At 67.8% G+C, this 25,335-nt stretch carries 26 protein-coding genes; 8 read left to right on the forward strand and 18 right to left on the reverse strand.

The genetic code is table 11. The features are described 5' to 3' along the window. The first annotated feature begins 7 nt into the window (after window positions 1-7). Genes metX through metW form a run of 3 tightly spaced genes read left to right on the forward strand, consistent with a single transcriptional unit; the run spans window position 8 to window position 2,138 of the window. A complete protein-coding gene (metX, locus tag AAW00_RS10215; protein ID WP_047004216.1) occupies window positions 8-1,126 on the forward strand; it encodes a homoserine O-acetyltransferase MetX in 1,119 nt (372 codons plus the stop codon). Further along, complete coding sequence (locus AAW00_RS10220) at window positions 1,123-1,548, forward strand: GNAT family N-acetyltransferase (protein WP_047004217.1); 426 nt, start codon at window positions 1,123-1,125, stop codon at window positions 1,546-1,548. The genes metX and AAW00_RS10220 overlap by 4 nt, the downstream gene beginning before the upstream one ends. Further along, a complete protein-coding gene (gene metW, locus AAW00_RS10225) occupies window positions 1,545-2,138 on the forward strand; it encodes a methionine biosynthesis protein MetW (protein ID WP_047004218.1) in 594 nt (197 codons plus the stop codon). Before AAW00_RS10220 ends, metW begins: the two co-directional genes overlap by 4 nt. Here metW and AAW00_RS10230 read toward each other — a convergent pair. From AAW00_RS10230 to AAW00_RS10315, 18 genes are all read right to left on the reverse strand, one after another. Beyond that, window positions 2,135-2,620 carry a VTT domain-containing protein gene (locus AAW00_RS10230; RefSeq protein ID WP_047004219.1) on the reverse strand — a complete coding sequence of 162 codons (486 nt, stop codon included), beginning with the start codon at window positions 2,618-2,620 and terminating at the stop codon, window positions 2,135-2,137. The two genes, metW and AAW00_RS10230, sit on opposite strands and share 4 nt — an antisense overlap. 92 nt (window positions 2,621-2,712) lie before the next feature. Further along, complete coding sequence (fdhD, locus tag AAW00_RS10235; protein ID WP_047004220.1) at window positions 2,713-3,492, reverse strand: formate dehydrogenase accessory sulfurtransferase FdhD; 780 nt, start codon at window positions 3,490-3,492, stop codon at window positions 2,713-2,715. 105 nt (window positions 3,493-3,597) lie between these two features. Further along, a complete protein-coding gene (locus tag AAW00_RS10240; protein WP_241461690.1) occupies window positions 3,598-3,879 on the reverse strand; it encodes a formate dehydrogenase subunit delta in 282 nt (93 codons plus the stop codon). Further along, a complete protein-coding gene (gene fdhF / locus AAW00_RS10245) occupies window positions 3,876-6,728 on the reverse strand; it encodes a formate dehydrogenase subunit alpha (protein WP_047004221.1) in 2,853 nt (950 codons plus the stop codon). The genes AAW00_RS10240 and fdhF overlap by 4 nt, the downstream gene beginning before the upstream one ends. Beyond that, complete coding sequence (mobA, locus tag AAW00_RS10250; protein WP_047004222.1) at window positions 6,718-7,248, reverse strand: molybdenum cofactor guanylyltransferase; 531 nt, start codon at window positions 7,246-7,248, stop codon at window positions 6,718-6,720. Before mobA ends, fdhF begins: the two co-directional genes overlap by 11 nt. Beyond that, complete coding sequence (locus AAW00_RS10255; protein ID WP_047004223.1) at window positions 7,245-8,807, reverse strand: NADH-ubiquinone oxidoreductase-F iron-sulfur binding region domain-containing protein; 1,563 nt, start codon at window positions 8,805-8,807, stop codon at window positions 7,245-7,247. The genes mobA and AAW00_RS10255 overlap by 4 nt, the downstream gene beginning before the upstream one ends. After that, window positions 8,804-9,232 (reverse strand): NAD(P)H-dependent oxidoreductase subunit E, encoded by a 429-nt coding sequence (locus AAW00_RS10260; protein ID WP_241461691.1) that lies wholly within the window; start codon window positions 9,230-9,232, stop codon window positions 8,804-8,806. Before AAW00_RS10260 ends, AAW00_RS10255 begins: the two co-directional genes overlap by 4 nt. Next, window positions 9,229-10,068, reverse strand: coding sequence for an S-formylglutathione hydrolase (gene fghA / locus AAW00_RS10265; RefSeq protein WP_047004225.1), 840 nt, complete (start codon window positions 10,066-10,068; stop codon window positions 9,229-9,231). The genes AAW00_RS10260 and fghA overlap by 4 nt, the downstream gene beginning before the upstream one ends. A 1-nt stretch (window position 10,069) precedes the next feature. Further along, on the reverse strand, window positions 10,070-10,450 hold the full coding sequence (locus AAW00_RS10270) for a VOC family protein (RefSeq protein ID WP_047004226.1): 381 nt from the start codon (window positions 10,448-10,450) through the stop codon (window positions 10,070-10,072). Window positions 10,451-10,455: 5 nt separating this feature from the next. Continuing rightward, complete coding sequence (locus AAW00_RS10275; protein WP_047004576.1) at window positions 10,456-10,854, reverse strand: VOC family protein; 399 nt, start codon at window positions 10,852-10,854, stop codon at window positions 10,456-10,458. Next, the gene (locus tag AAW00_RS10280; RefSeq protein ID WP_047004227.1) at window positions 10,854-11,234 is read right to left on the reverse strand and encodes a VOC family protein; all 381 of its coding nucleotides are present in this window, start codon (window positions 11,232-11,234) and stop codon (window positions 10,854-10,856) included. Before AAW00_RS10280 ends, AAW00_RS10275 begins: the two co-directional genes overlap by 1 nt. A gap of 95 nt (window positions 11,235-11,329) precedes the next feature. Beyond that, window positions 11,330-12,442, reverse strand: coding sequence for an S-(hydroxymethyl)glutathione dehydrogenase/class III alcohol dehydrogenase (locus AAW00_RS10285; protein ID WP_047004228.1), 1,113 nt, complete (start codon window positions 12,440-12,442; stop codon window positions 11,330-11,332). Continuing rightward, window positions 12,439-13,821, reverse strand: a complete 1,383-nt coding sequence (locus AAW00_RS10290; RefSeq protein WP_156170033.1) for an MFS transporter — start codon at window positions 13,819-13,821, stop codon at window positions 12,439-12,441. The genes AAW00_RS10285 and AAW00_RS10290 overlap by 4 nt, the downstream gene beginning before the upstream one ends. 31 nt (window positions 13,822-13,852) lie before the next feature. After that, the gene (locus tag AAW00_RS10295; RefSeq protein WP_047004229.1) at window positions 13,853-14,305 is read right to left on the reverse strand and encodes a Saro_0803 family transcriptional regulator; all 453 of its coding nucleotides are present in this window, start codon (window positions 14,303-14,305) and stop codon (window positions 13,853-13,855) included. A gap of 359 nt (window positions 14,306-14,664) precedes the next feature. Then, window positions 14,665-16,599 (reverse strand): hypothetical protein, encoded by a 1,935-nt coding sequence (locus AAW00_RS10300; RefSeq protein ID WP_052761871.1) that lies wholly within the window; start codon window positions 16,597-16,599, stop codon window positions 14,665-14,667. A gap of 257 nt (window positions 16,600-16,856) precedes the next feature. After that, window positions 16,857-18,395 (reverse strand): benzoylformate decarboxylase, encoded by a 1,539-nt coding sequence (gene mdlC / locus AAW00_RS10305; protein ID WP_047004230.1) that lies wholly within the window; start codon window positions 18,393-18,395, stop codon window positions 16,857-16,859. Next, on the reverse strand, window positions 18,392-18,574 hold the full coding sequence (locus AAW00_RS10310) for a hypothetical protein (RefSeq protein ID WP_156170034.1): 183 nt from the start codon (window positions 18,572-18,574) through the stop codon (window positions 18,392-18,394). The genes mdlC and AAW00_RS10310 overlap by 4 nt, the downstream gene beginning before the upstream one ends. 351 nt (window positions 18,575-18,925) lie before the next feature. Continuing rightward, a complete protein-coding gene (locus AAW00_RS10315) occupies window positions 18,926-20,356 on the reverse strand; it encodes an NAD-dependent succinate-semialdehyde dehydrogenase (RefSeq protein ID WP_047004232.1) in 1,431 nt (476 codons plus the stop codon). A gap of 159 nt (window positions 20,357-20,515) precedes the next feature. On the opposite strand from AAW00_RS10315, the gene AAW00_RS10320 reads away from it, so the two are divergent. The 5 genes from AAW00_RS10320 (at window position 20,516) to AAW00_RS10340 (ending at window position 25,172) form a co-directional block, all read left to right on the forward strand. Continuing rightward, window positions 20,516-20,893 (forward strand): hypothetical protein, encoded by a 378-nt coding sequence (locus tag AAW00_RS10320; protein WP_047004579.1) that lies wholly within the window; start codon window positions 20,516-20,518, stop codon window positions 20,891-20,893. An 83-nt stretch (window positions 20,894-20,976) separates the two neighbouring features. Further along, window positions 20,977-21,435 carry a hypothetical protein gene (locus AAW00_RS14295; RefSeq protein ID WP_052761872.1) on the forward strand — a complete coding sequence of 153 codons (459 nt, stop codon included), beginning with the start codon at window positions 20,977-20,979 and terminating at the stop codon, window positions 21,433-21,435. A gap of 58 nt (window positions 21,436-21,493) precedes the next feature. Further along, entirely contained in the window at window positions 21,494-22,165 is a 672-nt protein-coding gene (locus AAW00_RS10330) for a glutathione S-transferase family protein (RefSeq protein WP_047004233.1), read from the forward strand. Between the two features lie 246 nt (window positions 22,166-22,411). Further along, entirely contained in the window at window positions 22,412-22,822 is a 411-nt protein-coding gene (msrB, locus tag AAW00_RS10335; protein WP_047004234.1) for a peptide-methionine (R)-S-oxide reductase MsrB, read from the forward strand. Between the two features lie 100 nt (window positions 22,823-22,922). Next, window positions 22,923-25,172 (forward strand): transglycosylase domain-containing protein, encoded by a 2,250-nt coding sequence (locus tag AAW00_RS10340; RefSeq protein ID WP_420911627.1) that lies wholly within the window; start codon window positions 22,923-22,925, stop codon window positions 25,170-25,172. The last annotated feature ends 163 nt before the right edge of the window (window positions 25,173-25,335 follow it).

Below are 25,335 nucleotides of genomic sequence, written 5' to 3' on the forward strand. Positions count from 1 at the left end.
ACACCCGATGACCAAGCGCGACGCAATCACCTTCCGCTCGGCCCTGCTGCCGCAGCCTTTGCCGCTCGACAGTGGGCGCGAACTGGCGGGCGTCGTCATGGCCTACGAGACCTATGGCGAACTTAACGAGGCGCGCGACAACGCCGTGCTGGTCTTCCACGCGCTGACCGGCGACCAGTTCGTGGCGAGCGAGCATCCCGTCACCGGAAAGCCCGGCTGGTGGGAGCGCATGGTGGGTCCGGGCCGGCCCGTCGATACCGACCGCTACTTCGTCGTCTGCGCCAACGTGCTCGGCAGTTGCATGGGCTCGACCGGACCCGCCACGCAGGGGCCCGAAGGCGAGCCATACGCCATGCGTTTTCCCGTCATCACCGTGCGCGACATGGTGCGCGCGCAGGCGGCGCTGCTGGACGTGCTGGGGATCGACACGCTGCACGCGGTCGTCGGCGGTTCGATGGGCGGGATGCAGGCGCTGAGCTTCGCCGCCAACTGGCCGCAGCGCACGCGCCGCGTCCTCGCCATCGCCACCACCGCGCGGCACAGCGCGCAGAACATCGCTTTTCACGAGGTCGGGCGGCAGGCGATCATGGCCGATCCGGCATGGAACGGCGGCGACTATTACGAGGGACAGGGAGAGGGCGGCAAGGGACCGGAAAAGGGCCTCGCCGTCGCGCGCATGGCGGCGCATATCACCTACCTCTCGGAGGCCGGGCTGACCGAGAAGTTCGGGCGGCGCTTGCAGGACCGTGACGCCAAGAGCTTCGGTTTCGACGCCGATTTCCAGGTGGAAAGCTACCTGCGCCACCAGGGCATCAGTTTTACCGACCGCTTCGATGCCAACAGTTACCTCTACATCACTCGCGCGATGGACTACTTCGATCTCGCGGAGGAGGCCGGAGGCCGCCTCGCCGATGCCTTTGTCGCGGCACGCGACGTGCGCTTCTGCCTCGTCAGCTTCGATACCGACTGGCTCTACACCACCGCCGACATGCGCGAGGTCGTCCACGCGCTGAACGCCGTCGCCGCGCCGGTCAGCTTCGTGGAGCTTTCCGCGCCCTACGGCCACGACAGCTTCCTGCTCGACGTGCCTGCGCTCGACCGCGTGGTGCGGGGTTTCGTCGGATGAACGCGCTGCCCGCTGGATACGAACTGACCTTCGAGCGCATCGATGCCGTCGCGGCGCACGCCTATCTCACACGCAGCTACTGGTCGGCGGGCATCCCGCTGGCGACGGTGGAGCGGGCACTCGCCAACAGCCTTGCGGTCGCCGTGTGGCACGAGGATGCGCAGGTGGCACTGGCGCGGGTGGTCACCGACCGCGCGACCTTTGCCTACCTCGCCGACGTCTACGTGCTGGAGGATCACCGCGGCAGGGGGCTGTCTAAGGCGATGGTACAGGCGCTGCACGACCATGCCGACTTGCAAGGCCTCAGGCGCTGGTCGCTGTTCACGCTCGACGCGCAGAGCCTCTATGCTAGCCTCGGCTGGCAGCCGCTCGCCCACCCCGAGCGCGCGATGGAGCGCCACTTCCCGGACGTCTATCGATGAGTGAATTGCGCCCCGATCTCGCCAAGATTGCCGCCGAGGTGCCGCGCGGCGTGCGCGTGCTCGATGTCGGCTGCGGCGACGGGGCGCTGATGGCCGAATTGCGCGATGCCAAGGGCTGCGATGCGCGTGGCATGGAGATCGACGGCGACGCGGTCGAGCAGGCGGTCGCGCGCGGCCTCTCCGTTGTGCAGGGCGATGCCGACCGCGACCTGGTCGATTATCCCGACGCTGCCTTCGACATCGCCATTCTCAGCCAGACGCTGCAGACCGCCCGCCGGCCCGACGCGCTGTTGCGCCAGCTTCTGCGGATCGGCCAGACGGCTTTCGTCAGCTTCCCGAACTTCGCCTACTGGCGCATGCGGCTGGCGCTGCTGCTGGGGGGGCGGATGCCCGTGGTGCGGCACTTGCCGGTCAGTTGGTACGAAACGCCGAACATTCACCACCTGACGATCACCGATTTCGAAGAACTGGCGGCCGAGATGGGCGTGCGGATCGAGGGCAGCTGGTTCTTCGCCGGCGGGCGCGAGATCGGCGGGACGAACGCCAACTGGCGTGCCGAGCACGCCGTGTTTCGCGTGAGGCGCGACTAGAGCGCCTGGCCCGCCATGTGCGCCAGCGTGATCGCGGGCAGCATTCCGAGAAGGCTGGCCGTCAGAAACGCGCGCGCGGTGATCGGCGTTGCCGCGCAGCCTGCCGTCACCACGATATGCGGCACGCCGGTCAGCCGGGCGACGGCGACATAGATCGATCCCTTGCGCCCGAGATGCTCACTGACCCCGCTCAGACGCTCGCCGAAGCGCGCCTGCATCCGTTCGGCCAGCCAGCGGCGCGAGGCGAGGAACAGCAGGTGGCTGCCGACGAGCACGCCCAGCGCGACCGCGAGAATGCCTCCGATGCCCAGCAGCAGGCCGGAAATGAACGACATCGGCGCGAGCGTTCCGGGCACCGAGAACCCGGTGAAGCCGGCGGTCAGCATGGCGATCAGCACGGGCAGCACGAACGGGCCCCACGGGGTGGCGGCAAGGCTTTCCAGCAAGCCGAGCGGCAGCCAGGCGGCGATGGTGCTGTCCATGTGAACCTCATCGCATCAAATCGGGTCGGTGTCCCGGTGTGCGCCGATATTCCTGACAATTGGTTGCCGCGCCGGGACGAGCCGTGCGGATGCTAGCCGGGCGACGCCGCATCGTTCACGCAGAGCGCCGAATCCCCGCGGGCGAGGCACCACAGCGTCAGCCCGGCGGCGCGGGCGCGCTCGGCGGCCATCGAGGTGGGGAGCGAGATGGTGACGAGCCGTGTGGCGCCCGCGCGCACGGCCTTTTCGACAATCTCGTAGGAGCAGCGCGCGCTGGAGAGGATGAAGCCGCTCGCTGGATCGGTGCCGGCTGCGGCGAGCGCGCCGACCAGCTTGTCCATCGCATTGTGCCGCCCCACGTCCTCGCGCGCGTGGAGGATCGTGCCGTCGGGCGTGCAGAATGCGGCGGCGTGGGCGGCGCCGGTGTCGCGGGTGAGCGGCTGGTGATCGCGCAGGGCGGCGAGCGCGGCGAACAGCGCGGCGGGCTCGAGCGGGTCGTGCGCCGGGACGGAGGGCAGGGCGCGCATGACCGCCTCGAGGTTCTCTATTCCGCACAGCCCGCACGAGCTTTCCGCCACGCGGGTGCGCACGCGCTCGGTCAGCTTGTCGATGCCGAGCCCGGTAAGGGTGGCGCGCACGATCCAGCCCTTCTCGACCTCGGCAACGGCGATGTCGGTCACATCGGAAGGCTGCTGCGCCAGTCCCTCGGTCAGCGCGAAGCCGCGGGCGAAATCCTCGAGGTCGGCGGGCGTCGCCATCATCACGGCGTAGCTGAGCCCGTTGAATTCCAGCGCCACGGGGACTTCGGGCACCCACTGACGCTCGACGGGGAGAGTGGTGCCGTCAAAGGAATGTTGCACAGTCTCGGCCATCACCCACTCCGCTCATCCCGAGCTTGTCGAAGGATTGCTTCCCTTCGGCCCGCGACATGCAAGAAAAGACGACCCTTCGACAAGCTCAGGGCGAGCGGGTGTGGTTCACCCCGCATCCGAATTGTGCAGGTCGCCCTTCTTGGCGAATTCCGTGGCGCGGGTCTGCGGGCCGGGGTCGCCGTGTTGCTGCAGGTGATCGATCGCGGCGGCGGCGATGGGGTCGAGGCTGGAGCGGTCGCCCGCAAAGATGCCCGCCTTCATGCGCGGATCCCAGAAGCTGTCGATGTGGTCCGCCGTCGCCAGCACCGCCCTGTCGTGGCCGATGGCGACGAAGTTCCTGGCGATCTGGTTGGCCATGCGGACCAGCGCGGCGTGGGTGTCCTTCACTCGGCTGGCTCCATAGGCTCGGGCGCGATGCGGCGCGATTTCTCGGACCAACTCTCGTAGGTCTCCTGCCAGTCGGTCGGCCCGTTGCTGGGGCTGACCTGCACCGCGGTCACCTTGTATTCGGGGCAGTTGGTGGCCCAGTCGGAATAGTCGGTGGTGACCACGTTCGCCTGCGTCGCCGGGTGATGAAAAGTGGTGTAGACCACGCCCGGCGCCACGCGGTCGGTGACCGTCACCCGCAGCGTCGTCTCCCCCGTGCGGCTGGCGAGGCGCGCCCAGTCGCCGTCCTTGAGGCCGCGGTTCTCGGCATCGACCGGGTGCATCTCCAGCAGGTCTTCGGGGTGCCAGACGGTATTCGCCGTGCGGCGCGTCTGCGCGCCGACGTTGTACTGGGAAAGGATGCGCCCGGTGGTCAGCAGCAGCGGGAAGCGCGGACCGGTCTTCTCGTCCGTCGGCACGTAATCGGTGACCACGAACAGCCCCTTGCCGCGCACGAAGCCGTTCATGTGCATCACCGGCGAGCCGTCGGGGTACTTCTCGTTCACCGGCCACTGCACGCTGCCGCGCTTCTGCAGCATGTCCCACGATACGCCGGCGAAGCTGCCCGTCAGGCGGGCGATCTCGTCGAGGATTTCGCTTGGGTGGGTGTAGCTCCATTCTGCCCCCAGCGCGTTGGCGAGCGACTGCGTGACCTGCCAGTCCTCCATTCCGTTGGCCGGCTCCATCACCTTGCGCACCGGCTGGATCCGGCGCTCGGCATTGGTGAATGTGCCGTTCTTTTCGAGGAACGTGCTCCCCGGCAGGAAGACGTGCGCGTAGTTGGCGGTCTCGTTCAGGAAGAGGTCGTGCACGATCACGCAGTCCATCGCCGCGAGGCCATCGGCCACGTGCCGGGTGTTGGGATCGGACTGCAGGATGTCCTCGCCCTGGATGTAGATCGCCTTGAACGTGCCGTCGACCGCGGCATCGAGCATGTTGTTGATGCGCAGGCCCGGGTTGGGATCGAGGCTGACGCCCCAGTCCTTTTCGAACAGCGCCCGCGTCTCCCCGTCAGAGAGGTGGCGATATCCCGGCAGCTCGTGCGGGAAGCTGCCCATGTCGCAGGCGCCCTGCACGTTGTTCTGGCCGCGCAGGGGATTTACGCCGACGCCCGGCCGCCCGACGTTGCCGGTGCACATGGCGAGGTTGGCGATGGCCATGACCGTGCTCGACCCCTGCGAGTGCTCCGTCACGCCGAGGCCGTAGTAGATCGCCGCATTGCCGCCCGTGGCGTAGAGCCGCGCCGCTTCGCGCAGGTCTGCCGCGGGCACGCGGGTGACGGCCTCCAGCACCTCGGGCGAATGCCGCTCGTCGGAAACGAAGCGCGCCCAGTCCTCGTAGGCGTCGATCTCGCACCGCTCCTCGATGTAGGCGCGGTCGACCAGTCCCTCGGTGACGATGACGTGCGCCATGGCGGTCAGCACGGCGACGTTGGTGCCGGGTTGCAGCGGCAGGTGGTAGCTCGCTTCGACGTGCGGGGTGCGCACGAGATCGATGCGGCGCGGATCGATGACGATGAGCTTGGCACCCTCGCGCAGGCGCTTCTTCAGGCGGCTGGCGAAGACCGGGTGGCCATCGGTCGGGTTGGCCCCGATCACCAGCGCGACGTCGGTCTGCATCACGCTGTCGAAGTCCTGCGTGCCCGCGCTGGTGCCGAATGTCGTCTTCAGGCCGTAGCCGGTGGGCGAGTGGCACACCCGCGCGCAGGTATCGACGTTGTTGGCGCCGAACACGCTGCGGATCAGCTTCTGGACGAGGAAGGTCTCCTCGTTGGTACAGCGGCTGGAGGTGATGCCGCCGAGCGCCATGGCCCCGTGTTCGGCCTTGATCGCCTGCACCTTGCTCGCCGCGAAGCCGAGCGCTTCCTCCCAGCTGACCTCGCGCCACGGATCGTGGATGGAGTCGCGGATCATGGGCGAGGTGATGCGGTCCTGGTGGTTGGCGTAGCCGTAGGCGAAGCGGCCCTTGACGCAGCTGTGGCCGCGGTTGGCCTTGCCGTCCTTGTACGGGACCATGCGGACAAGCTGTTCGCCGCGCATCTCGGCGCGGAAGGTGCAGCCGACGCCGCAATAGGCGCAGGTGGTGACGACGGCACGCTCTGGCAGGCCGATTTCCTTCACGCTCTTTTCCTGCAAGGTGGCGGTGGGGCAGGCCTGCACGCAGGCGCCGCACGAAACGCATTCGCTGGAGAGGAAATCGTCCTCCTTCTGCCCTGCGCTGACCATGCTGGCGAACCCGCGCCCGTCGATGGTCAGCGCAAAGGTGCCCTGCACCTCGGCGCAGGCGCGCACGCAGCGGCTGCATACGATGCACTTCGACGGGTCGTAGTGGAAATAGGGGTTCGAATTGTCGGTCGGCTGAGCGAGGTGGTTCGCGTTTTCGTAGCCGTAGCGCACATCGCGCAGGCCCACGGCGGCGGCCTGGTCCTGCAACTCGCAATCGCCGTTGGCGCTGCAGGTCAGACAGTCGAGCGGATGGTCGGAGATGTAGAGCTCCATCACCCCCTTGCGCAGTTTCTCGAGCCGCGGGGTCTGGGTCTTCACGACCATGCCCTCGCCAACCGGCGTGGTGCAGCTGGCGGGCGTTCCGCGCGCACCCTCGATCTCGACGAGGCACAGGCGGCAGGAGCCGAAGCTTTTCACGTTGTCGGTGGCGCAGAGCTTGGGGATGGAGCCGCCCGCTTCCGCCGCCGCGCGCATCACGCTGGTGCCCGCGGGCACGGTGACGGCGCGCCCGTCGATGGTGAGCGTCACCTGCTCCTTCGCGGTGGAGGCGGGCGTGCCGAAATCGGGCGCGGGTTCATATCCCATGGGTCTGCTCCAGCTCCGCGAGATCCGCGGGCGTATTGATGTTCGCAGGCGCGGTGGAGGCTTTCACGGCGCGCGCCCTGGCGGCCCTTGCGAAAGCCAGCATCGAGTGGCGTCCTTCACTCTGGAGGATCGCCGAGACACACGATGCCGCGTCGTTTTTCCAATGCCCGATAACGGGCTGCGATTCAAGAAATGCCGGGGCGGGCGAAAGCAGGTCCGGCAGGTCTTGCGGCAGGCGCGCGCTGTCGACGCCGCAGGTGAGCACGCTGGCGAACCCCTCGGCCTCGGCATGGCGCAGCGCGGCGGCGATCCCGCCGAGCGGCCCCATGCCGGGCGCGGGCCAGTCGGGCAGGGTGGGGGCGGGGGCTTGCTCGCGGCCGACGACGACGACGCGGTCGCACCAGCGCGAGAGACTGGCGACGGCGCGCTCCAGCAGGGTTTCGCCGCCCAGCTCGGCCAGCGCCTTGTCGCTGCCGAAGCGGCTCGACTGGCCCCCGGCGAGGACGGCGCCGAGGATCACCCGCCGACCTTTTCGCGCAGCACCATTTTGACCGTACTCGCGTCCTCGACAAAATCGCCGGGCCAATGGCGCAGCGCGCTCATCACCGGGTAGGGTGTGAAGCCGCCGAGCGCGCAGAGCGAGCCGAACTTCATCGTCTCGCACAGGTCGGTCAGCAGCGCGATCTCGTCCGCCGCGTCGCGCGGGGCGGCCTTGGGGGCATTGTGCATGACGCCGAGCTGCTCGACCTTGTCGCGCTCCCGGCCGCCCGCGCGGATGCGGTCGATGATCTCCAGTCCGCGCACCGCGCCGATGCGGCAGGGGGTGCACTTTCCGCAGCTTTCGGCGGCGCAGAACTCCATGGCGAAGCGCGCCATTTCGCCCATGTCGGCACTGTCGTCGAATACCGTGATGCCGCCGTGGCCGATGAGGGCGTCGGCAGCGGTGAAGGTCTCGTAGTCGAAGGCGATGTCGAACTGGTCGGGGTGGACATAGGCGCCGAGCGGTCCGCCCACCTGCACCGCCTTGACCGGGCGACCGCTGGCGGTGCCGCCGCCGATGTCGTTGACGAGCTGGCCGAGCGTCACGCCGAAGCCGATCTCGTAGAGCCCGCCGTGCCTGATGTTGCCCGCAAGCTGAATCGGCATGGTCCCGCGCGAGCGGCCGAAGCCTGCGTCCTTGTAGGCTGTCGCGCCTCCGTCGGCGAGGATGTGCGGCACGGCGGCGAGGCTGAGGACGTTGTTTACCACCGTGGGCCGCCCGAGAAAGCCTTCGAGCGCGGGCAGCGGCGGCTTGGCGCGGACCTCGCCGCGCTTGCCCTCGAGGCTGTTGAGCAGGCTGGTTTCCTCGCCGCAGACGTAGGCGCCCGCGCCCACGCGCACCTCGCACCGGAACGGCGCGATGACGTCGGCGCAGAGGTCCAGCGCGGCTTCCAGCTTACGGATGGCGTCGGGATATTCGCTGCGGACGTAGATGTAGCCCTGCTGCGCGCCCACGGCCTCGCCGGCGATGGCCATGCCCTCGATCAGCGCGAAGGGATCGCCCTCCATCAGCATCCGGTCGGCAAAGGTGCCGGAATCGCCCTCGTCGGCGTTGCAGACGATGTACTTGCGCTCGCCGGGAGCCTTGCGGACGGTATCCCACTTGATGCCGGTCGGGAAACCCGCCCCGCCGCGGCCGCGCAGGCCGGAGTGGGTGACCTCCTCGACGATGGCTTCAGGGCCGATCTGCCGCGCGCGCTGCAAGCCCGCCCAGCCGCCGGTCGCCGCGTAGTCCTCGAGGCTGAGCGGACGGGTCTTGCCGGCGCGTGCAAAGGTGTAGCGGATCTGGCCCGCGAGGAACGGGTGGTCGGCGATCGCGCCCACGCTCTTGCCGCTGTCGCCGCCAAGGATGGCATCGACGTCATCGAGGGTCGCCGGACCGAAACCCTGTCCCTCGATCTCCACCAGCGGTTCGAGCCAGTGAAGGCCCCAGCTCGACACGCGGTGGACCTCGCAGCCTTTGCGCCTGAATGCCTCGGCGAGGGCATCGGCCCCGGCCGCGCGGGCGAGGGCGTCGTCGGAGATGCGAACGAGGGTCATGCGCTTTCCACCAGACGGGCCACGCTGCCCTCGTCGAGCCGCACGTGCAGGTCGTCGCCCGTGCGCGCGGCGGGGCCGGCGCTACATAGGCCGAGGCAATAGACGGTCTCGATCTTCACCCGCTCGCCCGCGGCCCGGTGCGCGGCATCGATCAGCGCCTCGACCCCGCGCGCCTTGCAGGCCTCGGCACGGCAAATCTGCACCACGGGGCGCGGTTCGGCCTCCTGCCGGAAGTCGTGGTAGAAGCTGACGACGCCGTGAACGTCGGCGCGGCTCCAGTTGATGCCCCTGGCAACCAGCGCCTCGCTCTCCGCATCGACGCAGCCGAACGCGGCCTGCACGTCGTGCAGGATCGGCAGCAGCGCGCCCTCGCGATTATGGTGGCGGGCAACGATCTCGCCGATGGTCTCGCTCTTGTCGCTCACGCCTTCAGCCTCTCGGCGTGCCATGCGACATGGTCGGCGATGAAGGTCGAGACGAAGAAGTAGGAATGGTCGTAGCCCTCCTGCATGCGGATGGTCGGCTCCATGCCGGCACGGCGGCAGGCGTCGGCGAAGAGGTGGGTTTTCAGCTGCGGCTCGAGCCACTCGTCGGCGCGGCCCTGGTCGATCAGCACTTCTGGCAGACGCGCGCCGTCCTCGATCAGGGCGACGCTGTCGTATTGGCGCCAGGTGTCGCGATTATCGCCCAGATATCCGGTCAGCGCCTTGTCGCCCCACGGGCAGTTCAGCGGGCTGACGATAGGCGCAAAGGCGCTGGTCGAGCGGAAGCGGCCGGGGTTGCGCAAGCTGACCGTCAGGGCGCCGTGGCCGCCCATCGAGTGGCCTGAGATGCCCTGCCGGTCCATGTCCACATCGAAGGCTCCGGCCACGACCTGCGGCAGTTCGTCCTCGATATAGGTCCGCATCTGGAAATTGCGGGCCCAGGGCTCCTGCGTAGCGTTCACATAGAAGCCCGCGCCCTTGCCGAAGTCGTATGCTTCGTCGTCCGGCACGTCTTCGCCGCGCGGGCTGGTGTCGGGGCAGATGAATACGATCCCATGCTCGGCGCAGGCGGCCTTATACTCGCACTTGATCATCGCGTTCTCGTGCGTGCAGGTGAGGCCGGACAGCCACCAGAGCACGGGCAGCTTCTCGGTCGTGCGGTGTTCGGGCCGGAACACGGCGAACGTCATCGGCGTGCCGGTCGCGCTGCTTTGATGCCGCCAGACTTGCTGACTGCCGCCGTGGCACAAGCTTTCGGAAAGTTTTTCGAGGGTCACATCAGTCGTCCACGTTGGTGGTAAAGGCGCAAATCTTGTTGCCGCACGGATCGCGCAGGTACGCGCCGTAAAGCTTGTTCGGCCCCATGTCGCGGCGGCCGGGCGCGCCTTCGTCGCTGCCGCCGTTGGCGATGCCCGCCGCGTGCCATGCGTCCACCTCGGATTGGGTTTTCGCGCTCAGCCCTATGGTGCCGCCGTTCGCATGGGTCGCCGCCTCGCCGTCACGCGGCGGCCCGACCGAGAAGAAGCCCCCGTCGTAGCCGCCGTAGTAGGCGCTGCTGCCCGAGCGCCCGCCGGCAATGCCCAGCGCGCCGAAGGTGGCGTCGTAAAAGCGGGCCGAGGCTTCGGGATCGTTGGTGCCGACGACGACGTGGGTAAACATGCCGCTCACGCCGCGGGCCTGTGCAGCGCGCAGATCTTGTGACCGTCGAGGTCGCGGAAATAGCTGAGGTGCAGCGGGCCGAGCGCGCCGCCGTCGCGAAGGCCCGGCGGATCCTCGATCGACTGGCCGCCGTTGGCGACGGCCACATCGTGCAGTTCCTTGACCTGTTCGGGCGAAGCGCAGGCGAAGCCGATGGTCATGCCGTTGGCACAGTCAGCCGGCTCGTCATTGATCGGCTGGGTCAGGATGAAGATGTTCTGCCCGTGCATGTAAAAGACGCGGTGGTGGCCGCCCTTGCCGACGTTGATCGATCCCTCGCGCGCGCCGAGTACGCCCAGCACCTTGTCGTAGAACGCCTTGGCACGGTCGAGATCGTTGGTGCCGAGCATGACGTGGCTGAACATCATTCGCTCCCGTCGTTCGGCGCAAAGGCGCAGATCTTGTGGCCGTCCGGATCGCGCAGGTAGGCACCGTACATCCTGCCGGGGCTCTTGGGTCGCACGCCCGGCGCGCCTTCGTCGGTGCCGCCATTGGCGAGACCCGCCGCGTGCCAGGCATCGACCTCGGCATAGCTCTTGGCCTTGAAGCCCATCGTCCCGCCGTTGCCGACGTTGGCCGCCTGCCCGTCCGCGGGCTTGGCGACGATGAAAGAACTCTCGTCGCTGCGATAGACGGTGCCATGCGGCAACGGGTGCCCGGCATGGCCAAGCGCGCCCATCGTCGCATCGTAGAAGCTGCGCGATTTCTCGATGTCGTTGGTGCCGAGAAAGGCGTGGTTGAGCATGGCGACGTCTCTCCTGTCACGCGGATCGGCCCGCGGTTCCTCCTATTTTCATCACATAGCCGAAAAATTCGGATTTATGAAAGAGACAATTCGCCTCAGTAAACTACCACGCTGCGGATGCTCTCGCCCGCGTGCATGAGGTCGAAGCCCTTGTTGATCTCCTCGAGGCTGAGGACGTGGGTGATCATCGGGTCGATCTGGATGAGGCCGTCCATGTACATGTCGACGATCTTGGGCACGTCCGTCCGCCCCTTGGCGCCGCCGAAGGCCGTGCCGCGCCAGTTGCGGCCCGTCACCAGCTGGAAGGGGCGCGTGGCGATCTCCTTGCCCGCCTCGGCCACGCCGATGATGATGCTGGTACCCCAGCCGCGGTGGCAGCATTCGAGCGCGGTGCGCATGACCTCGGTGTTGCCGGTGGCATCGAAGCTGTAGTCGGCCCCCCCGTCGGTCAGCTCGACCACCTTGGCCACCGTCTCCTCGCGGCTCATGCCACTGGTGTTGAGGAAGTGCGTCATGCCGAACTGGCGGCCCCATTCTTCGCGTTCCGGGTTGAGGTCGATGCCGAGGATCACGTTCGCGCCCGCCAGCTTCGCGCCCTGGATGACGTTGAGGCCGATGCCGCCAAGGCCGAAGACCACCACGTTGTCGCCCGGCTGCACCTGCGCGGTCTTGGTCACTGCACCCACGCCCGTCGTCACCCCGCAGCCGATATAGCAGCTGGTCTTGAATGGCGCGTCCTCGCGGATCTTCGCCACGGCGATTTCCGGCAGGACGGTGAAGTTCGAGAAGGTGGAGCAGCCCATGTAGTGGAAGATCGGCTGGCCCTTGTAGGAAAAGCGCGTGGTGCCATCGGGCATCAGCCCCTTGCCCTGCGTCGCGCGGATGGCGGTGCACAGGTTGCTCTTGCCCGAAAGGCAGGTTTTGCACTTGCCGCACTCGGGGGTGTAGAGCGGGATGACGTGGTCGCCTTCCTTCACGGACGTGACACCCGGGCCGACCTCGCGCACCACGCCAGCACCCTCGTGGCCGAGGATGCTGGGGAAGATGCCCTCCGAATCGAACCCGTCGAGCGTGTAGGCGTCGGTGTGGCAGATGCCCGTCGCCATGATCTCGACCAGCACCTCGCCCTCGCGCGGACCGTCGAGGTCGACCTCCACGATCTCGAGCGGTTGCTTGGCTTCGAAGGCGACGGCGGCACGGGTTTTCATCGGACGGGTTCTCCAGCGGGAACAGTTACGGGATCGTGGCTGCCTTCGGCGACGAGGTCGTCACCCTCGCGCTCGGGCAGCATGAGGAAGCAGACCAGCGAGGCGAGCGAGCCCAGCGCCATGATGCACGAGACGACGAACAGCTGGTCGTTCCCTAGCGCCTGGAACAGCGCGCCGGCGATGATCGGACTGCCCGCCGCGCCGAGGCGACCGATGCCGAGCACGAAGCCGGTGCCCGTGGCTCGGGCATAGGCCGGGAAGCCGCGCGCGAAGGCGGCGTAGTAGCCGCTGATGGCGGCATTGGTGAAGAAGCCCGTCAGGATCGTCGCCCACTGCCAGGCGCCGATGGTGTCACGGCCGAGGCCGAACGAGGCGACCGCCACCGAGCCGATCAGCAGCATCAGCGCGGTCGGCCATTTCACCCCGAAGCGCTGCATCACGAAGCCGAACAGCAGGCTGCCGGTGAAACCGCCGACGTTCGCCCAGGTCAGAACCGTCGCGGCGACGGGCGGCGGGTAGCCGGGCGGGTAGTCGGAGACGATCTGCACCGCGAACTTCAGGATGTAATAGAAGGTGATGGTGTGGAACATGTAGCCGAAGGCCAGCAGCAGCGTGACGGGCCGCAGGCGCGGGTTGGACAGGATGTCCGTCACCTTCGGCTTGCCCGCGGCGGGGACCGGCGGCAGGCCGTCGATCGGCGCCTTGCCAAAAGCGGCAAGCGTCTTGTTCACGCCCGCCAGATCGCCCTTGCTGGCGCGGTAGGCGGCGGTCTCGGGCACCAGCAGCCAGACGACCGGGATCAGCGCCGCGGTGACGATGGCGCCAAAATCGAAGATGCCGCGCCATCCGAAGGTGGGGAGCAGCCATTCCGACGCCGCCACGCCGCCGATGATCGCACCGAGCGGATAGCCCGCGACGTAGGCGGCGATGGCGGTCTTGCGCCAGCGCACGTTGGTGCTCTCGGCGGTGACGGCGTTGGTGGCTGCGAGCATTCCGCCGATGCCGATGCCGGTGATGAAGCGGAACGCCACCATCGAGGTGACACCCTGCGCGTGGCCGGCCATCCACATGCCCGCCGCCATGAACACGAGGCAGGCGAGCATGGTGTTCTTGCGACCGAACTTGTCCGCCGCGCCGCCCAGCAGCACCGAGCCGAAGCCCATTCCGACAAGCTCTGCCGACAGCACGATGCCGAGCGCCGCGCGCTCGATATTCCATTCGGCGGTAATGCCCGGCGCGGCAAAGGCGCTGGAGAGCACGTCGAACCCGTCGAGCGCGTTCAGCACCACCATCAGCACGACGACGATCCATTGCCGCGCGTTCATCGGGCTGTCGTTGACGACGCTGATGGGGTTCGCGCCCCCTGCCGGTGCTGCCATTTTGACTTTGTCCTCTTCCCTCGTGCGCCGACTATTCGTGAATCCGGGTCAGCATTTCCACCAGTTTCTCCACCTCGTCGTCGGTGAAGCGGCTCTTGAGCCAGCTTTCGTGCGCAGCGATCGCATTCTTTGCCTGCGCCAGCGCTGCCACGCCGGCTGCGGTCAGATGCAGTGCCTGCTTGCGTCCGTCGCTATCTGAACGCTCGCGCCGCATCAGGTCGCGGTCCTGCAGCCGATTGATGATGGTCATCGTCGTGGCGCGGTCCATCCTGATCCTGCGCCCGACCTCGATCTGTGCAATACCCGGGTGATCGTCGGCCAGCCACAGAACGCTAACCTGCTTTTGAGTCAGGCCGAGGTCGGCAAAGGTCTCGGTAAAATGGCGGTACACCGCACCGTGTGCGAGCCGGATATGAAAACCGACAATGTCGCCTAGGGCACCGATCCCGGTGTCGCCATCGACCTGCGATGCCGTGTCGGCCAAGTGTCCATTCTCCCGTCTCGCAAATTGTTAGTATAGCATACAATCTGACGCAAGGATCACTCCGTGTCGGGGGTCGGCGAATCGACATGCGCCATTCCGTAGCCTGTTGGCGGGAGCGCGCGATCGGGGCGCTCGGCGAGAGTCCCGGCACATGGGCGCAGGGACGCACCCGGTTCTCATTCAACGGGCCCTATGACCGGATAAGCTAGCGAATTTTCGTCCTTACTGGGGCGGTCTTCCGCGGTACGATCACGGGCTTGGTCTGGAGGGTGGACGGAAAAAAGGGGGCCGAAACCGAAGTTCCGACCCCCTTCTTCTTTAGGCTCCACGAGGGAGCAATGGCATTCTTGCCGATTGGCTTACCAAGCAGCCTGGAAACCGGCGCGCGCGCCAACCTCGCCCTGGTCGAAACCGATGCCGACGCCGGCCGTCAGGTAGGCGCTGTCGCTGATGCGGGCAGCGACGCTGGCCGAACCGGCGACGCGGTCGTTGTAGTAGCCGAAGCCGCCGGCCACGCCGAAGCTGTTGCTGGGCATGAGCACCGGCGATTCCATCGACAGCGCCATCGCCACACCCTCGTTCGCCGCGCGAACGCCATTGGCGCTGGCGGAAGCGAGGTCGAACAGCGTCGCGGTCTGGCCCTGCAGCTGCCCGATGGCGGCGGTGTTGGCCGCGATGCCCTGGGTGTTCGCCGCGATCAGGCCCGACTGGACGTTGATGGCATTGGTGTTGGCGGCAACGGCGGTGTTGGTCGCGGCCAGCTGTGTCGCGGTGGCGAGCGAGCTGGTGCGGCCAAGGGTGCCGTTGTTATCGGTGGTCACCACGAAGACCGTGCCGGTCTGCGATGCGGTGCTGGTGCCGAGACCGGCGATCACCACCTGCCCGGCATTGGCCGCGACCGCACCGTTGCCGATGGCGACCGAGTTCAGCCCGTTGGCCTGGGCGTTGTAGCCCATCGCCACCGACGTCTCGCCAGCGGCAACAGAATTGGTGCCGACGGCGATGCCGAGACGGCCGTTGGCTGTGGCATCAGCGCCCAACGCAATAGCACCCGCGCCGGCCGTGGCACCCACGCCGTTGCCATCGTTGTCGCCGCCGATGGCGACGCTAACGGCGCCGATGGCCGACGACTGGTTGCCCATTGCGATCGACTGGAAGCCCGCTGCGTTGGCGGCTTCACCTACAGCGAGAGAGCGGATGCCGCCCGCATCGGCGAGGTGGCCGAGCGCCGTAGCGCGTTCGGCGTCGGCAACCGAGCGCCAGCCATAGGCGGTCGCTCCCGGGCCCTGCGCCAGCGCCTGGCCGCCGACCGCCGTGGTCGAGGCACCGATAGCGCGAGTGGCGAGACCGCCGGTCGCCGCATCGCGGTTGCCGCCGATGGCGATGGCATCGCCGCCGTCGGCAAACGCTGAGTTGCCGATGGCAATCGAATTGGTGCCCAGCGCCTGCGCTGTGAAGCCGATGGCGTTCGACTGCTCGCCCTGCGCAACCGAATTGACGCCGATGGCATTCGCCAGGCGACCGCTGGCCGTGGCGTCTGCACCCACGGCGACGGCGCCCGCACCGGCCGAGGCACCGGTGCCGTTGCCATCGTTATCGCCGCCGATTGCGACGCTTACCGCACCGTTGGCCGCAGCATTGTTGCCGACGGCGATGGCCTGGAAGCCTGCTGCGTCCGCGTCTTCACCGACGGCAACTGAACGGATACCGCCTGCGACGGCAAGGTGGCCAAGCGCGGTGGCACGTTCGGCATTGGCCATTGCGCGCCAGCCGAAGGCAGTTGCTCCCGGGCCGGTGGCAATGCTCTCGCCGCCTACTGCGGTGGTCGAATTGCCGGTAGCGCGGGCGGTATCGCCGATGCTCAGCGCGTCGATGCCGTTGGCAATGCTTTCGTTGCCGATGGCGGTGGAGAAATCGGTCTGCGCATCGGCATTTTCGCCCACGGCGAGCGAGCGAATACCCTGAGCCGTCGCAAGGTGACCGAAGGCCTGCGCGCGCTCCGCAGTCGCGGCCGATTGCCAGCCGATGGCGGTCGTGCCGGCACCGGTGGCGTTGGCTTCTCCGCCAACGGCAGTGGTCGACGGGCCATTGGCGTTGGCATCTTCGCCGCAAGCCAGGGCATCTTCGCCGGCAGCGGTTGCGTTGGCGACGGTCAACGTGGTTCCATCTTCGGTAAGCACACATTCGTACCCGGTATCACCCGGAATTTCCTGGGCAGCGGCGGGGACAGCGATGGCGGCACCCGCAACGCCGACGAGCAGCGCGGAAAGCCTGGTAATCTGGGAAGTCCTCATATCCTGTTCCTCTCTATGAACCTTTATCGGTTCGCAAATAAGAGGAAGGCGCACGCAAAGGGCAATCCGGTGCTATGGCACGGAAGAATACGGCAAGCCCCTTGGCGCCGCGATCCCCTTCGCGACGGTCACCCGATGGGATGACTTGGCCTATACGCTGCAGGACGCAAGAGGTTGCGTCAACGGCAAAGAAAAAGCCAAGCGTATGATTTCGAGGCAGGAGTTAAGTGAATATGCGGGGTTAACCGCCAGGCAGGTCAGGCGATGCGCAGGTCGAGCAATGTCGGGCCGCCCGCAGCAAAACTCCATTCCAGCGCTGCATCCAGGTCGTCCACCGAGTCGACCCGCAGCGCTTCCAGGCCCATGCCCCTGGCGAGGCTGACGAAGTCGAGCCCCGCAAGATCGCAGCCGGGCACGTGGTTCATGCCGAACTCGCCGGAAAAACTGGTGAGCGCAGCATAGGCGCCGTTGTTGAGAACGACGAAGCTGACGGGGAGCTGCTCCTGCCAGGCGGTGAAAAGGCCCTGAATCGTATACATCGCCCCGCCGTCGCCCAGCACGGCAATCACCTTGTCTGCCTGCGCCATGGCGACCCCGACCGCGCCGGGCAGGCCGTATCCGAGACCGCCGCTGGCGCAGGTGTAGAAACCGCCTTCGCGAAGGATCGGCAGGTGGTCGTGCATGGGGCCGCGCGCGGTCGGCGCCTCTTCGACGATAATCGCGCCCTCGGGGCGTAGCGCGGCGATTTGGGCCAGCACGTGGGCGGACGTCATCGCAGCTTCGGGCGCGGCCATGGTCCGGGGCTCGCCGACGAAGGGGCGCACGTTGGTGCGGTGGGCGAGCTGTGCGAGGCCATCCTCGACATCGCCAAGCACTCCGATCCCGCCGGGAAGGTTGGAGAGATGCGCCGGATCGTCCGACAGCGCGCCAAGCGTGGCGTGCGGCGGCCAGTGCGGGCCCTCTCCCTCGACGTGATAGGTGAATACTGACGCGCCGAAGACGAGGATTGCGTCGTGGGGCGCGAGCATCTCGCGGATCCGGTCGCGCCATGCGGGCAGGAAGCCGGCGAACTGCGGATGATCCTCGGGGAAGGTCTCGCGCGCGGCATAGGGCGCGGCATAGACGTGTGCGCCGCATTTTTCCGCCAGCCGCACCGCGCAGGCCCAGCCGCCCGCGTTGGCGACCCCGGTCCCGAGCACGAGCGCGGGGTTCTCGGCCTGGTCCAGCAGCGCGGCGAGGCTTTCGATCCCGGTGGCGGAGGGTACGGGACATAGCGTCAGGACCGGCAGGTCGGGCAGGTCGCATGTCCGTTCCCAGTCGTCGACCGGGATGGAGACGAAGACCGGGCCCATCGGCGGGGTCAGCGCCGCGGCGAACGCGCGGGCAAGGGCCAGCGGCACGTCCTCGGCGCGCGCGGGCTCGATGGCGAACTTGACATAGGGCCGGGGGAATTCGCTCGGCCGCTCGGCATACAGGAAGGGATCGAAGGGCAGGATACTGCGCGCTTGCTGCCCGGCGGTGACGACCACTGGCGCGTTGTTCTTCCACGCGGTGAACAGGTTGCCGAGCGAATGCCCGGTGCCCGCAGCGCTGTGCAGATTGACCAGCGCGGGCCTGCCGCTGGCGCGGGCGTAGCCATCGGCCATGCCGACCACGACCGCCTCGTTCAGGCCCATGACGTAGGGGAAGGGCAGGCCCTTGAGCATCGGCAGTTCGGTGCTGCCGGGATTGCCGAACAGCCGGTCCACACCGAAGTGGTCGAACACCGCGAAGGCCGCCTCGCGGACGTTTGTCATATCTCTTCTCCCCCGGCGCGTGCCTTTTCGAGCATAGGATCCTCGTCACGCCCATAACAGATGAGCACGATCGCCATGAGGCCGACGATGACCGGCGCGAACCAGTTCACCCGGAAGAACGCGCCTGCCAGGTCGCCGCCGATGCGATCGGAAATCATCCGTTCGGCATAGGTGTTCATCCCTTGCCCACGCAGCGGCATGATGACGAGAAAATTCGAAAAGATGATCCCCCACATCGTGACAGTACGAGGTCCGGCAGCAGGTCATAGGCTGGCGGCAGCCACAACGTCGGGATTAGGAAATAGATGGTGAAGCTCAAGTAGAGGTCGCCTGCACTCTCCGCGCTGTAGGTCCAGATTTCGGCAAGGGAGTGTCAGAGCGCTAGCACCACCACCCAAATCATGCCGCGATTGCCCATGCGCGCCGCGACCCAATCCGCGAGCGGCCCGGCGACAGCCGCCCCGGCGGAGGCCAGAACGGCGCTCAGCAGCCCGAACTCCAGCCTCGCCTCGCCTCTCCACGCCCGGTCGCTAGGCCTCGTGGACCGCTTTCACCACCATGCAGGCCTTTACGCCTTCCGGCCCGTCCTCGCTGCCGTGGCCCGACCACTGCACGCCCTGGAACGGCGCGTCGGGCCCGGCTATCGCATGGGTGTTGATGCCGACCATCCCGGCCTCCAGCTGGTCGGCGATGCGGCGCTGGCGCTGCACGTCGCTTGTCCAGGCAAAGGCGGCGAGGCCGTAGTTTAGGCGATTGGCCTCGGCGATCATCGCATCTTCTCCGGCGTAGGGATTGACCAGCGCGAGCGGGCCGAAGGGTTCCTCGTTCATCACCTCGGCATCCAGCGGCACTTCGGACAGGACGGTCGGTTTGAAGAAGAAGCCCTGGTTCCCGATCCGCTCGCCGCCGGTCGCCAGCCTGGCGCCCCTGTCCTTCGCGTCGGCGACGAACTTGCCGATGGCATCGGGGCGGCGGGCATTGGCCATCGGGCCCATCTGCGTATCCTTGTCGAGCCCGTTGCCGACCCGCGTGGCCGCCAGCCGCTCGGCCATGCCGTCGCGGAAGCGTTCGAAGACGTTTTCCTCGACGATGAAACGGGTGGGTGAAACGCAGACCTGCCCCGCATTGCGCGTTTTGCCCGATGCGGCGGTGGCGAGCGCCTTGTCGATATCGGCATCGCCAAACACCAGCACCGGGCCGTGGCCGCCCAGTTCCATCGTGGTGCGGATCATGTTGTCCGCCGCCAGCTTGGCGAGGTGCTTGCCGACCATGGTGGAGCCGGTGAAGCTCAGCTTGCGGATGACGCTGCTCGAAAGCAGGTGGCGGCTGACCTCGTCGGGCACGCCGAACACCGCCTGCGCCACGTCGCTCGGCAGGCCGGCGTCGTAGAGCGCCTGCAACACGCCGAGCGCAGATGCGGGCGTTTCCTCGGCGCTCTTGAGGATGATCGAACAGCCCGCCGCGACCGCCGCGCCCAGCTTGCGGCCGGGATTGGCGAGCGGGAAATTCCACGGCGCGAAGGCCGCGACCGGGCCGACCGGCTCCCACCGCACCACGCTGCGCTGGCCGACCGGGCGCACCAGCTCACGGCCGTAGAGGCGCTGGCATTCGCCCGCGGCGAAGTCGAACCAGGCCGCGACCGCCATGCATTCCAGCTTCGCCTCGGCCAGCGGCTTGCCCTGCTCCATCGTGGCAGTGCGGGCCAGCGCCTCGGCCCGCTCGCGGATCAGCGCCGCGGCCCCGTGGAGGACGCGCGCACGCTCGGCGGCGGGAGTATAGCGCCAGCGTCCGAACCCGCGCTGCGCCGCATCGAGCGCGCGGTCGAGATCGGCGCCATCGGCCAGCGGCAGTTCGGCAAGCGTGTCGCCGCTCACCGGGTTGACGACGTCGAATGTGCGGCGCGAACCGGCGGTCACGCGTTCGCCCTCAATCATCATGTGCAAGGTGGGGTAGTCGGTCATTCACTGCTCCGGAGGATGTAGGGCGGATGATCGTGTTCGCCCTAGCCCCATGTTCCGTCGCGCGCCACAACGCCGTTTCGAATGCCGCTGCGCCGTGTTTCCGCCGGCACGGCGAGGCGTGAAGCCGGCGTTCATTTCACTCGCGTTATGGGGCGCTGCATGACCCTGTTTCCCCTCCGCCCCGTCCTGATCGCAGGCATGATCGCCGTCTCGTCCGCCGGTGTCGCCACGCCCGCCATCGCCCAGGAAGCGCCGCGCCTGTCGCTCGAACAGCGGATGCTGGTGCGCTGCTCCGCCGCCTTCGCCATCGTCGCGCGCGGGCAGGAGGCGGGCGATGCGACCATGCGCGCCTATCCCGACCTGCGCCTGCGCGGACGCGAGTTCTTCGTGCAGGCCTCGGCCCGCGTGATGGACGAGGCCGGGCTTGGCCGCGAGGCCGTGGCCGCGGCGCTGGGTGCCGAAGCCCGCGACATCCGCGACAACGGCACGCTGGCGCAGGTCATGCCCGCCTGCCTGCCGCTGCTGCCCGCTGCCTGAAAAGCCGGACCCGGGCATTCAGCCTCGCGAAAGCGGGATGCGGATAGGGGATCGGGCGTCCAACCGACCCGGAGAACGACACCATGCCCCGGCCCCTGATCGCTGCCACCGCCGCCCTTGCCGCCTTCACTGCGCCGCTGCCCGCATTCGCGCAGGACGATGCCGCCATTGCCGAGGCGGTCGAGCAGCTCGACGATCCCGCGGTGCAGGAGCAGATGTCGCTGGTTGCCGCCACGCTGGTCGGCGCGCTCATGGAAATGCGCGTCGCCCCGCTGATGGAGGCGATGGACGAGATGTCGGATGAGCCGCGCCCGCGCGTCGATCCCGATGCCCGCGTCGCCGACCTCGTCGGGCCCGAAGCCGCGGAGATGCCGGCGCGCGTGGCCGAGCGGATGCCGCGGATGCTGGGCGCCATGTCCGCGATGGCGGGCGCATTCGGCGAGATGCTGCCGCACCTTCGCGAAGTGGGCGCCCGGATGGAAGAGCGCATGAACGCTCAGATGGCGGGGCAGACGGCGCGGGACCTCCCCGAAAGCGATTGATAACAATCGCCCGGCGCTGGACCGCGCCCGCGCCATCGGGCATGGGCACTGTCCACGTATGTGGCACCTCTACCAGTTCCCTCTCTGCCCCTTCAGCCGCAAGGTCCAGCTCGCGCTGGGCGAGAAGAAGATCGGTTACGAACTGGTCACGCTCTATCCGTGGGACGCGGACGAGCGGTTCCGCCAGCTGAACCCGGCGGGCCGCGTGCCCGTGTTGCACGATCCCGATCGCCGGGTGACGCTGATGGACAGCATGGCGATCTGCGAGTTCCTCGAGGAGACGGTGGACGACCGCCCGCTGATCCTGGGCAGCGCGCGCGCCCGGGCCGAGGTGCGGCGGCTGGTCGCGCTGTTCGACGAGAGCTTCTACCAGGACATCACCGCCCCGCTGCTGTACGAAAAGATGCGGAAGCGCCTCGTCCTGCGCCAGTCGCCCGACAGCCGCGTGCTGACCGCGGCGCGGCGGCTGCTGCACGAGCATCTCGACTACATCGACTGGCTGATCGACAATCGCCGCTGGGTGGCGGGCAGCCAGCTCAGCCTCGCCGACTTCGCCGCCGCGGCGCAGCTCTCGGTGGTCGACTACCTCGGCGACATGGACTGGACCGGCCACGAAAGCGCCCACGGCTGGTACCGCGTGATGAAGAGCCGCCCCAGCTTTGCCCCGCTGCTGCGGCAGAAGATGGATGGCCTGCCGCCGCCGCGTTCCTACGCCGACGTGAATGCGTGACTTGTTTTGCGAAACCGCCTCCGCGGTTTCGTCCTCGCTAGACGCGCAGGCAAGCTGCGCCCGCTGCGGGCGGGCGGTTGCCCTTGCGGTCCTCTTGTCGCGGACCGATATATCTCTCTAGGACAAGCACTGGTTCGGGCGCGTCAGCGACCGCAAGGCCGAACGGCCGCCCGCAGGTGCCGCGCAGCGTAGCGGAGCGATCAGCACCGAGGACGTTCGCGCGGAGGCGCGAACGAAAGGATAATTATGACCGACAAGACAACCCTCACCGACGCCGAATGGCGCGAGAAGCTGAGCCCCGAGCAGTACCACGTCCTGCGCGAAGCGGGGACCGAGCGGGCCTTCACCGGCAAGTACGACAAGAACAAGGCCGAGGGCGAATACAAGTGCGCCGGGTGCGGCCAGCCGCTGTTCGAAAGCGCCGACAAGTACGACAGCGGATCGGGCTGGCCCAGCTTCACCGCGCCTGCCAACCAGCAGGCCGTGGAAATGCACCAGGACGCCTCGCACGGCATGGTTCGCACCGAGGTCGTGTGCTCGAAGTGCGCGGGCCATCTCGGCCACGTCTTTCCCGACGGTCCGGGGCCGAACGGCCTGCGCTACTGCATCAACTCCGCCGCGCTGGAATTCGAACCGGAGGATAAAGCGGGCGAGTGACCGCGCCGGGCGTTCACCCGCGATTACGATTGCCCTATGCACACCTCCCGCCCTAGGTGCCCTTGAGCGCCTAGGGGCTTCGCGAGGACATTGAGGGTCGATGGCAGGACGCCGGAGCACGGGCTCCACCAGACGAGGACAACGCAGCCGCCGCGCGCGCGCCGAGGAGCGCATGCGCGAGAGCGAGGAGCGCGGCTGGAAGGCAGGCGTCTGGCGCTGGACGAAGCGGCTGTTCGTGACCGGTCTCGTCGTCGGCCTGCTCGGCGCGCTGGGCCTGTTCACCGCGGTCTATTTCGCCGCCCGCTCCATGCCTTCCTATGCCGCGCTGAAGCAGAGCCAGGTCGGCCAGACCATCCTCGTGCGCGCGCGAGACGGGTCGGAGATCGTCGAACTCGGACCGAGTTACGGGCAGTGGATTCCGGCGGACGAAATCCCGCAGGTGATGAAGGACGCGATGATCAGCGTCGAGGATCACCGCTTCTATTCGCACATCGGCGTCGATCCCGCGGGCCTGGCGCGCGCTGTGTGGAACGCGGTGAACGAGGACCGGCAGGTCTCCGCCACCAGCACGCTGACCCAGCAGCTGGCGCGCAACGTCTTCCTCAATTCCAACCGCTCGCTCGACCGCAAGCTGCGCGAGGGCATCCTGGCGCTGGCGCTGGAATGGAACTTCTCCAAGGACCAGATCCTCGAGCTCTACCTCAACAAGGTCTATTTCGGCGGCGGCGCCTACGGCATCGACAGCGCCAGCCGCCTGTTCTTCAGCCACCCCGCGCGCGAGTTGAGCCTCGAGGAAGCGGCGATCATCGCCGGCATGGTGAAGGCTCCCAGCCGCTATTCCCCCACCGCCGACATCGACGCAGCCGTGGGCCGCGCCAACGTGGTGATCGCGCAGATGGTGAAGTACGGCGACCTCGATCCCGCCACCGCGCGCGAGGTGAACGTGGAGGCGGTGAACCTGCGCGAGACCGAGGCGCAGAACTCGATCCGCTATTTCACCGACTGGGCGCTGCCGCAGCTGGACCTGCTGCTGCCGTCGAACACCTTCGAGCCGATCGAGGTGTGGACCACGCTGGACGTGGGGATGCAGCGCGCGGCGACCACCGCCATCCAGTCCAACGTGCCGGGAGCGGGAACGCAAGGCGCGCTCGTCAGCCTCGACCGCGACGGGGCGGTGCTGGCGCTGGTCGGCGGCACCGATTACGTCACCTCCAGCTACAACCGCGCCACCGACGCGATGCGGCAGCCCGGCTCCTCGTTCAAGCTGTTCGTCTACCTCGCCGCGCTCGAGGCCGGGTACACGCCCGACGACACCGTGAACGACGTGCCGGTGACCATCGACGGGTGGAGCCCGCGCAATTCGGGCGGCAGCTATGCCGGTCAGATCGACCTGCGCACGGCCTTCGCCTATTCCAAGAACTCGGTCGCGGCGCAGCTCGGCAACGAGGTCGGCTTTTCCAACGTCGCCAGCATGGCCCGTCGCTTCGGCATCACCTCGCAGATCAACACCTATCCCTCGATGGTTCTGGGTTCGAACGAGGTGCGCCTGATCGACATGACGCGTGCCTTTGCCGCGGTATCGGCGGGTGGCAACTCGGTGGAACCCTACGGCATCACCAAGGTGACGACGGTAGACGGCGACCTGCTCTACCAGCACCAGCAGGCTACGGCCTATCGCCTGGTGCCCGACTACGTCGCGGCCGGCATCACCGACCTGTTGCAGACCGCGGTCGCCACGGGCACGGGCCGCGCAGCGCAGATCGGGCGGCCAGTGGCGGGCAAGACCGGCACGACCAACGCCAACAACGACGGCTATTTCGTCGGCTTTTCCAGCGGCATCACCACCGGCGTATGGATGGGCCGCGACGACAACGGCCGGGTGGCGGGGCTGCAGGGCGGCACCGCGCCTGCCAGCGCCTTTGCCGCCTTCATGCGCTATGCCGTGCGCGACCGGCCAGTGGAGGAGTTCGAGACCGACCTGCAACTGCCCGAATGGCAGCTCGAGCCCGACGACGAGTTCTATTACGGCGACCAAGGCGACGACGGCTATTACTATTACATCGACGAGCAGGGGAATCTGGTTGAGCCCGGTCGCACCAGCCGCCCGCGCGGGCAGGACGGCTTCGACGTCGAAGGCGAGGGCGTGAACGTGCGCCGCGGCGAGCCGCTCGATCCGCAGCCGGTGCGCCCCGGCACCCAGCCAGCGCTGCCCGGCCAGCCACAGCCCCAGCCGCGCCCGGTCCGCCGCCCCGACGTGCCGCCCGCCGCCAGCGACGACTTCCTCGAACGCGCCACCGGCCAGCGTCCGCCCGAAAGCCAGCCCGCCCAGCCGCGACGGCCGGGGGAGTAGCCTGCTTTCGTGGGAGAACCCGCCTCCGCGGGTTCATCCTCGGTGCTGTTCGCTTCGTTACACTACGCGGCACCTGCGGGCGACCGGTCGGCCTTGCGGTCGGCTCGTCGCCGACCGATTCTGGAAAGCTCCTAGGCATCACGGCCCAGGGGGCCGCAAGGGC

The sequence above is a fragment of the Aurantiacibacter luteus genome (assembly GCF_001010945.1).
In the GTDB taxonomy this organism is placed as follows: domain Bacteria; phylum Pseudomonadota; class Alphaproteobacteria; order Sphingomonadales; family Sphingomonadaceae; genus Alteraurantiacibacter; species Alteraurantiacibacter luteus.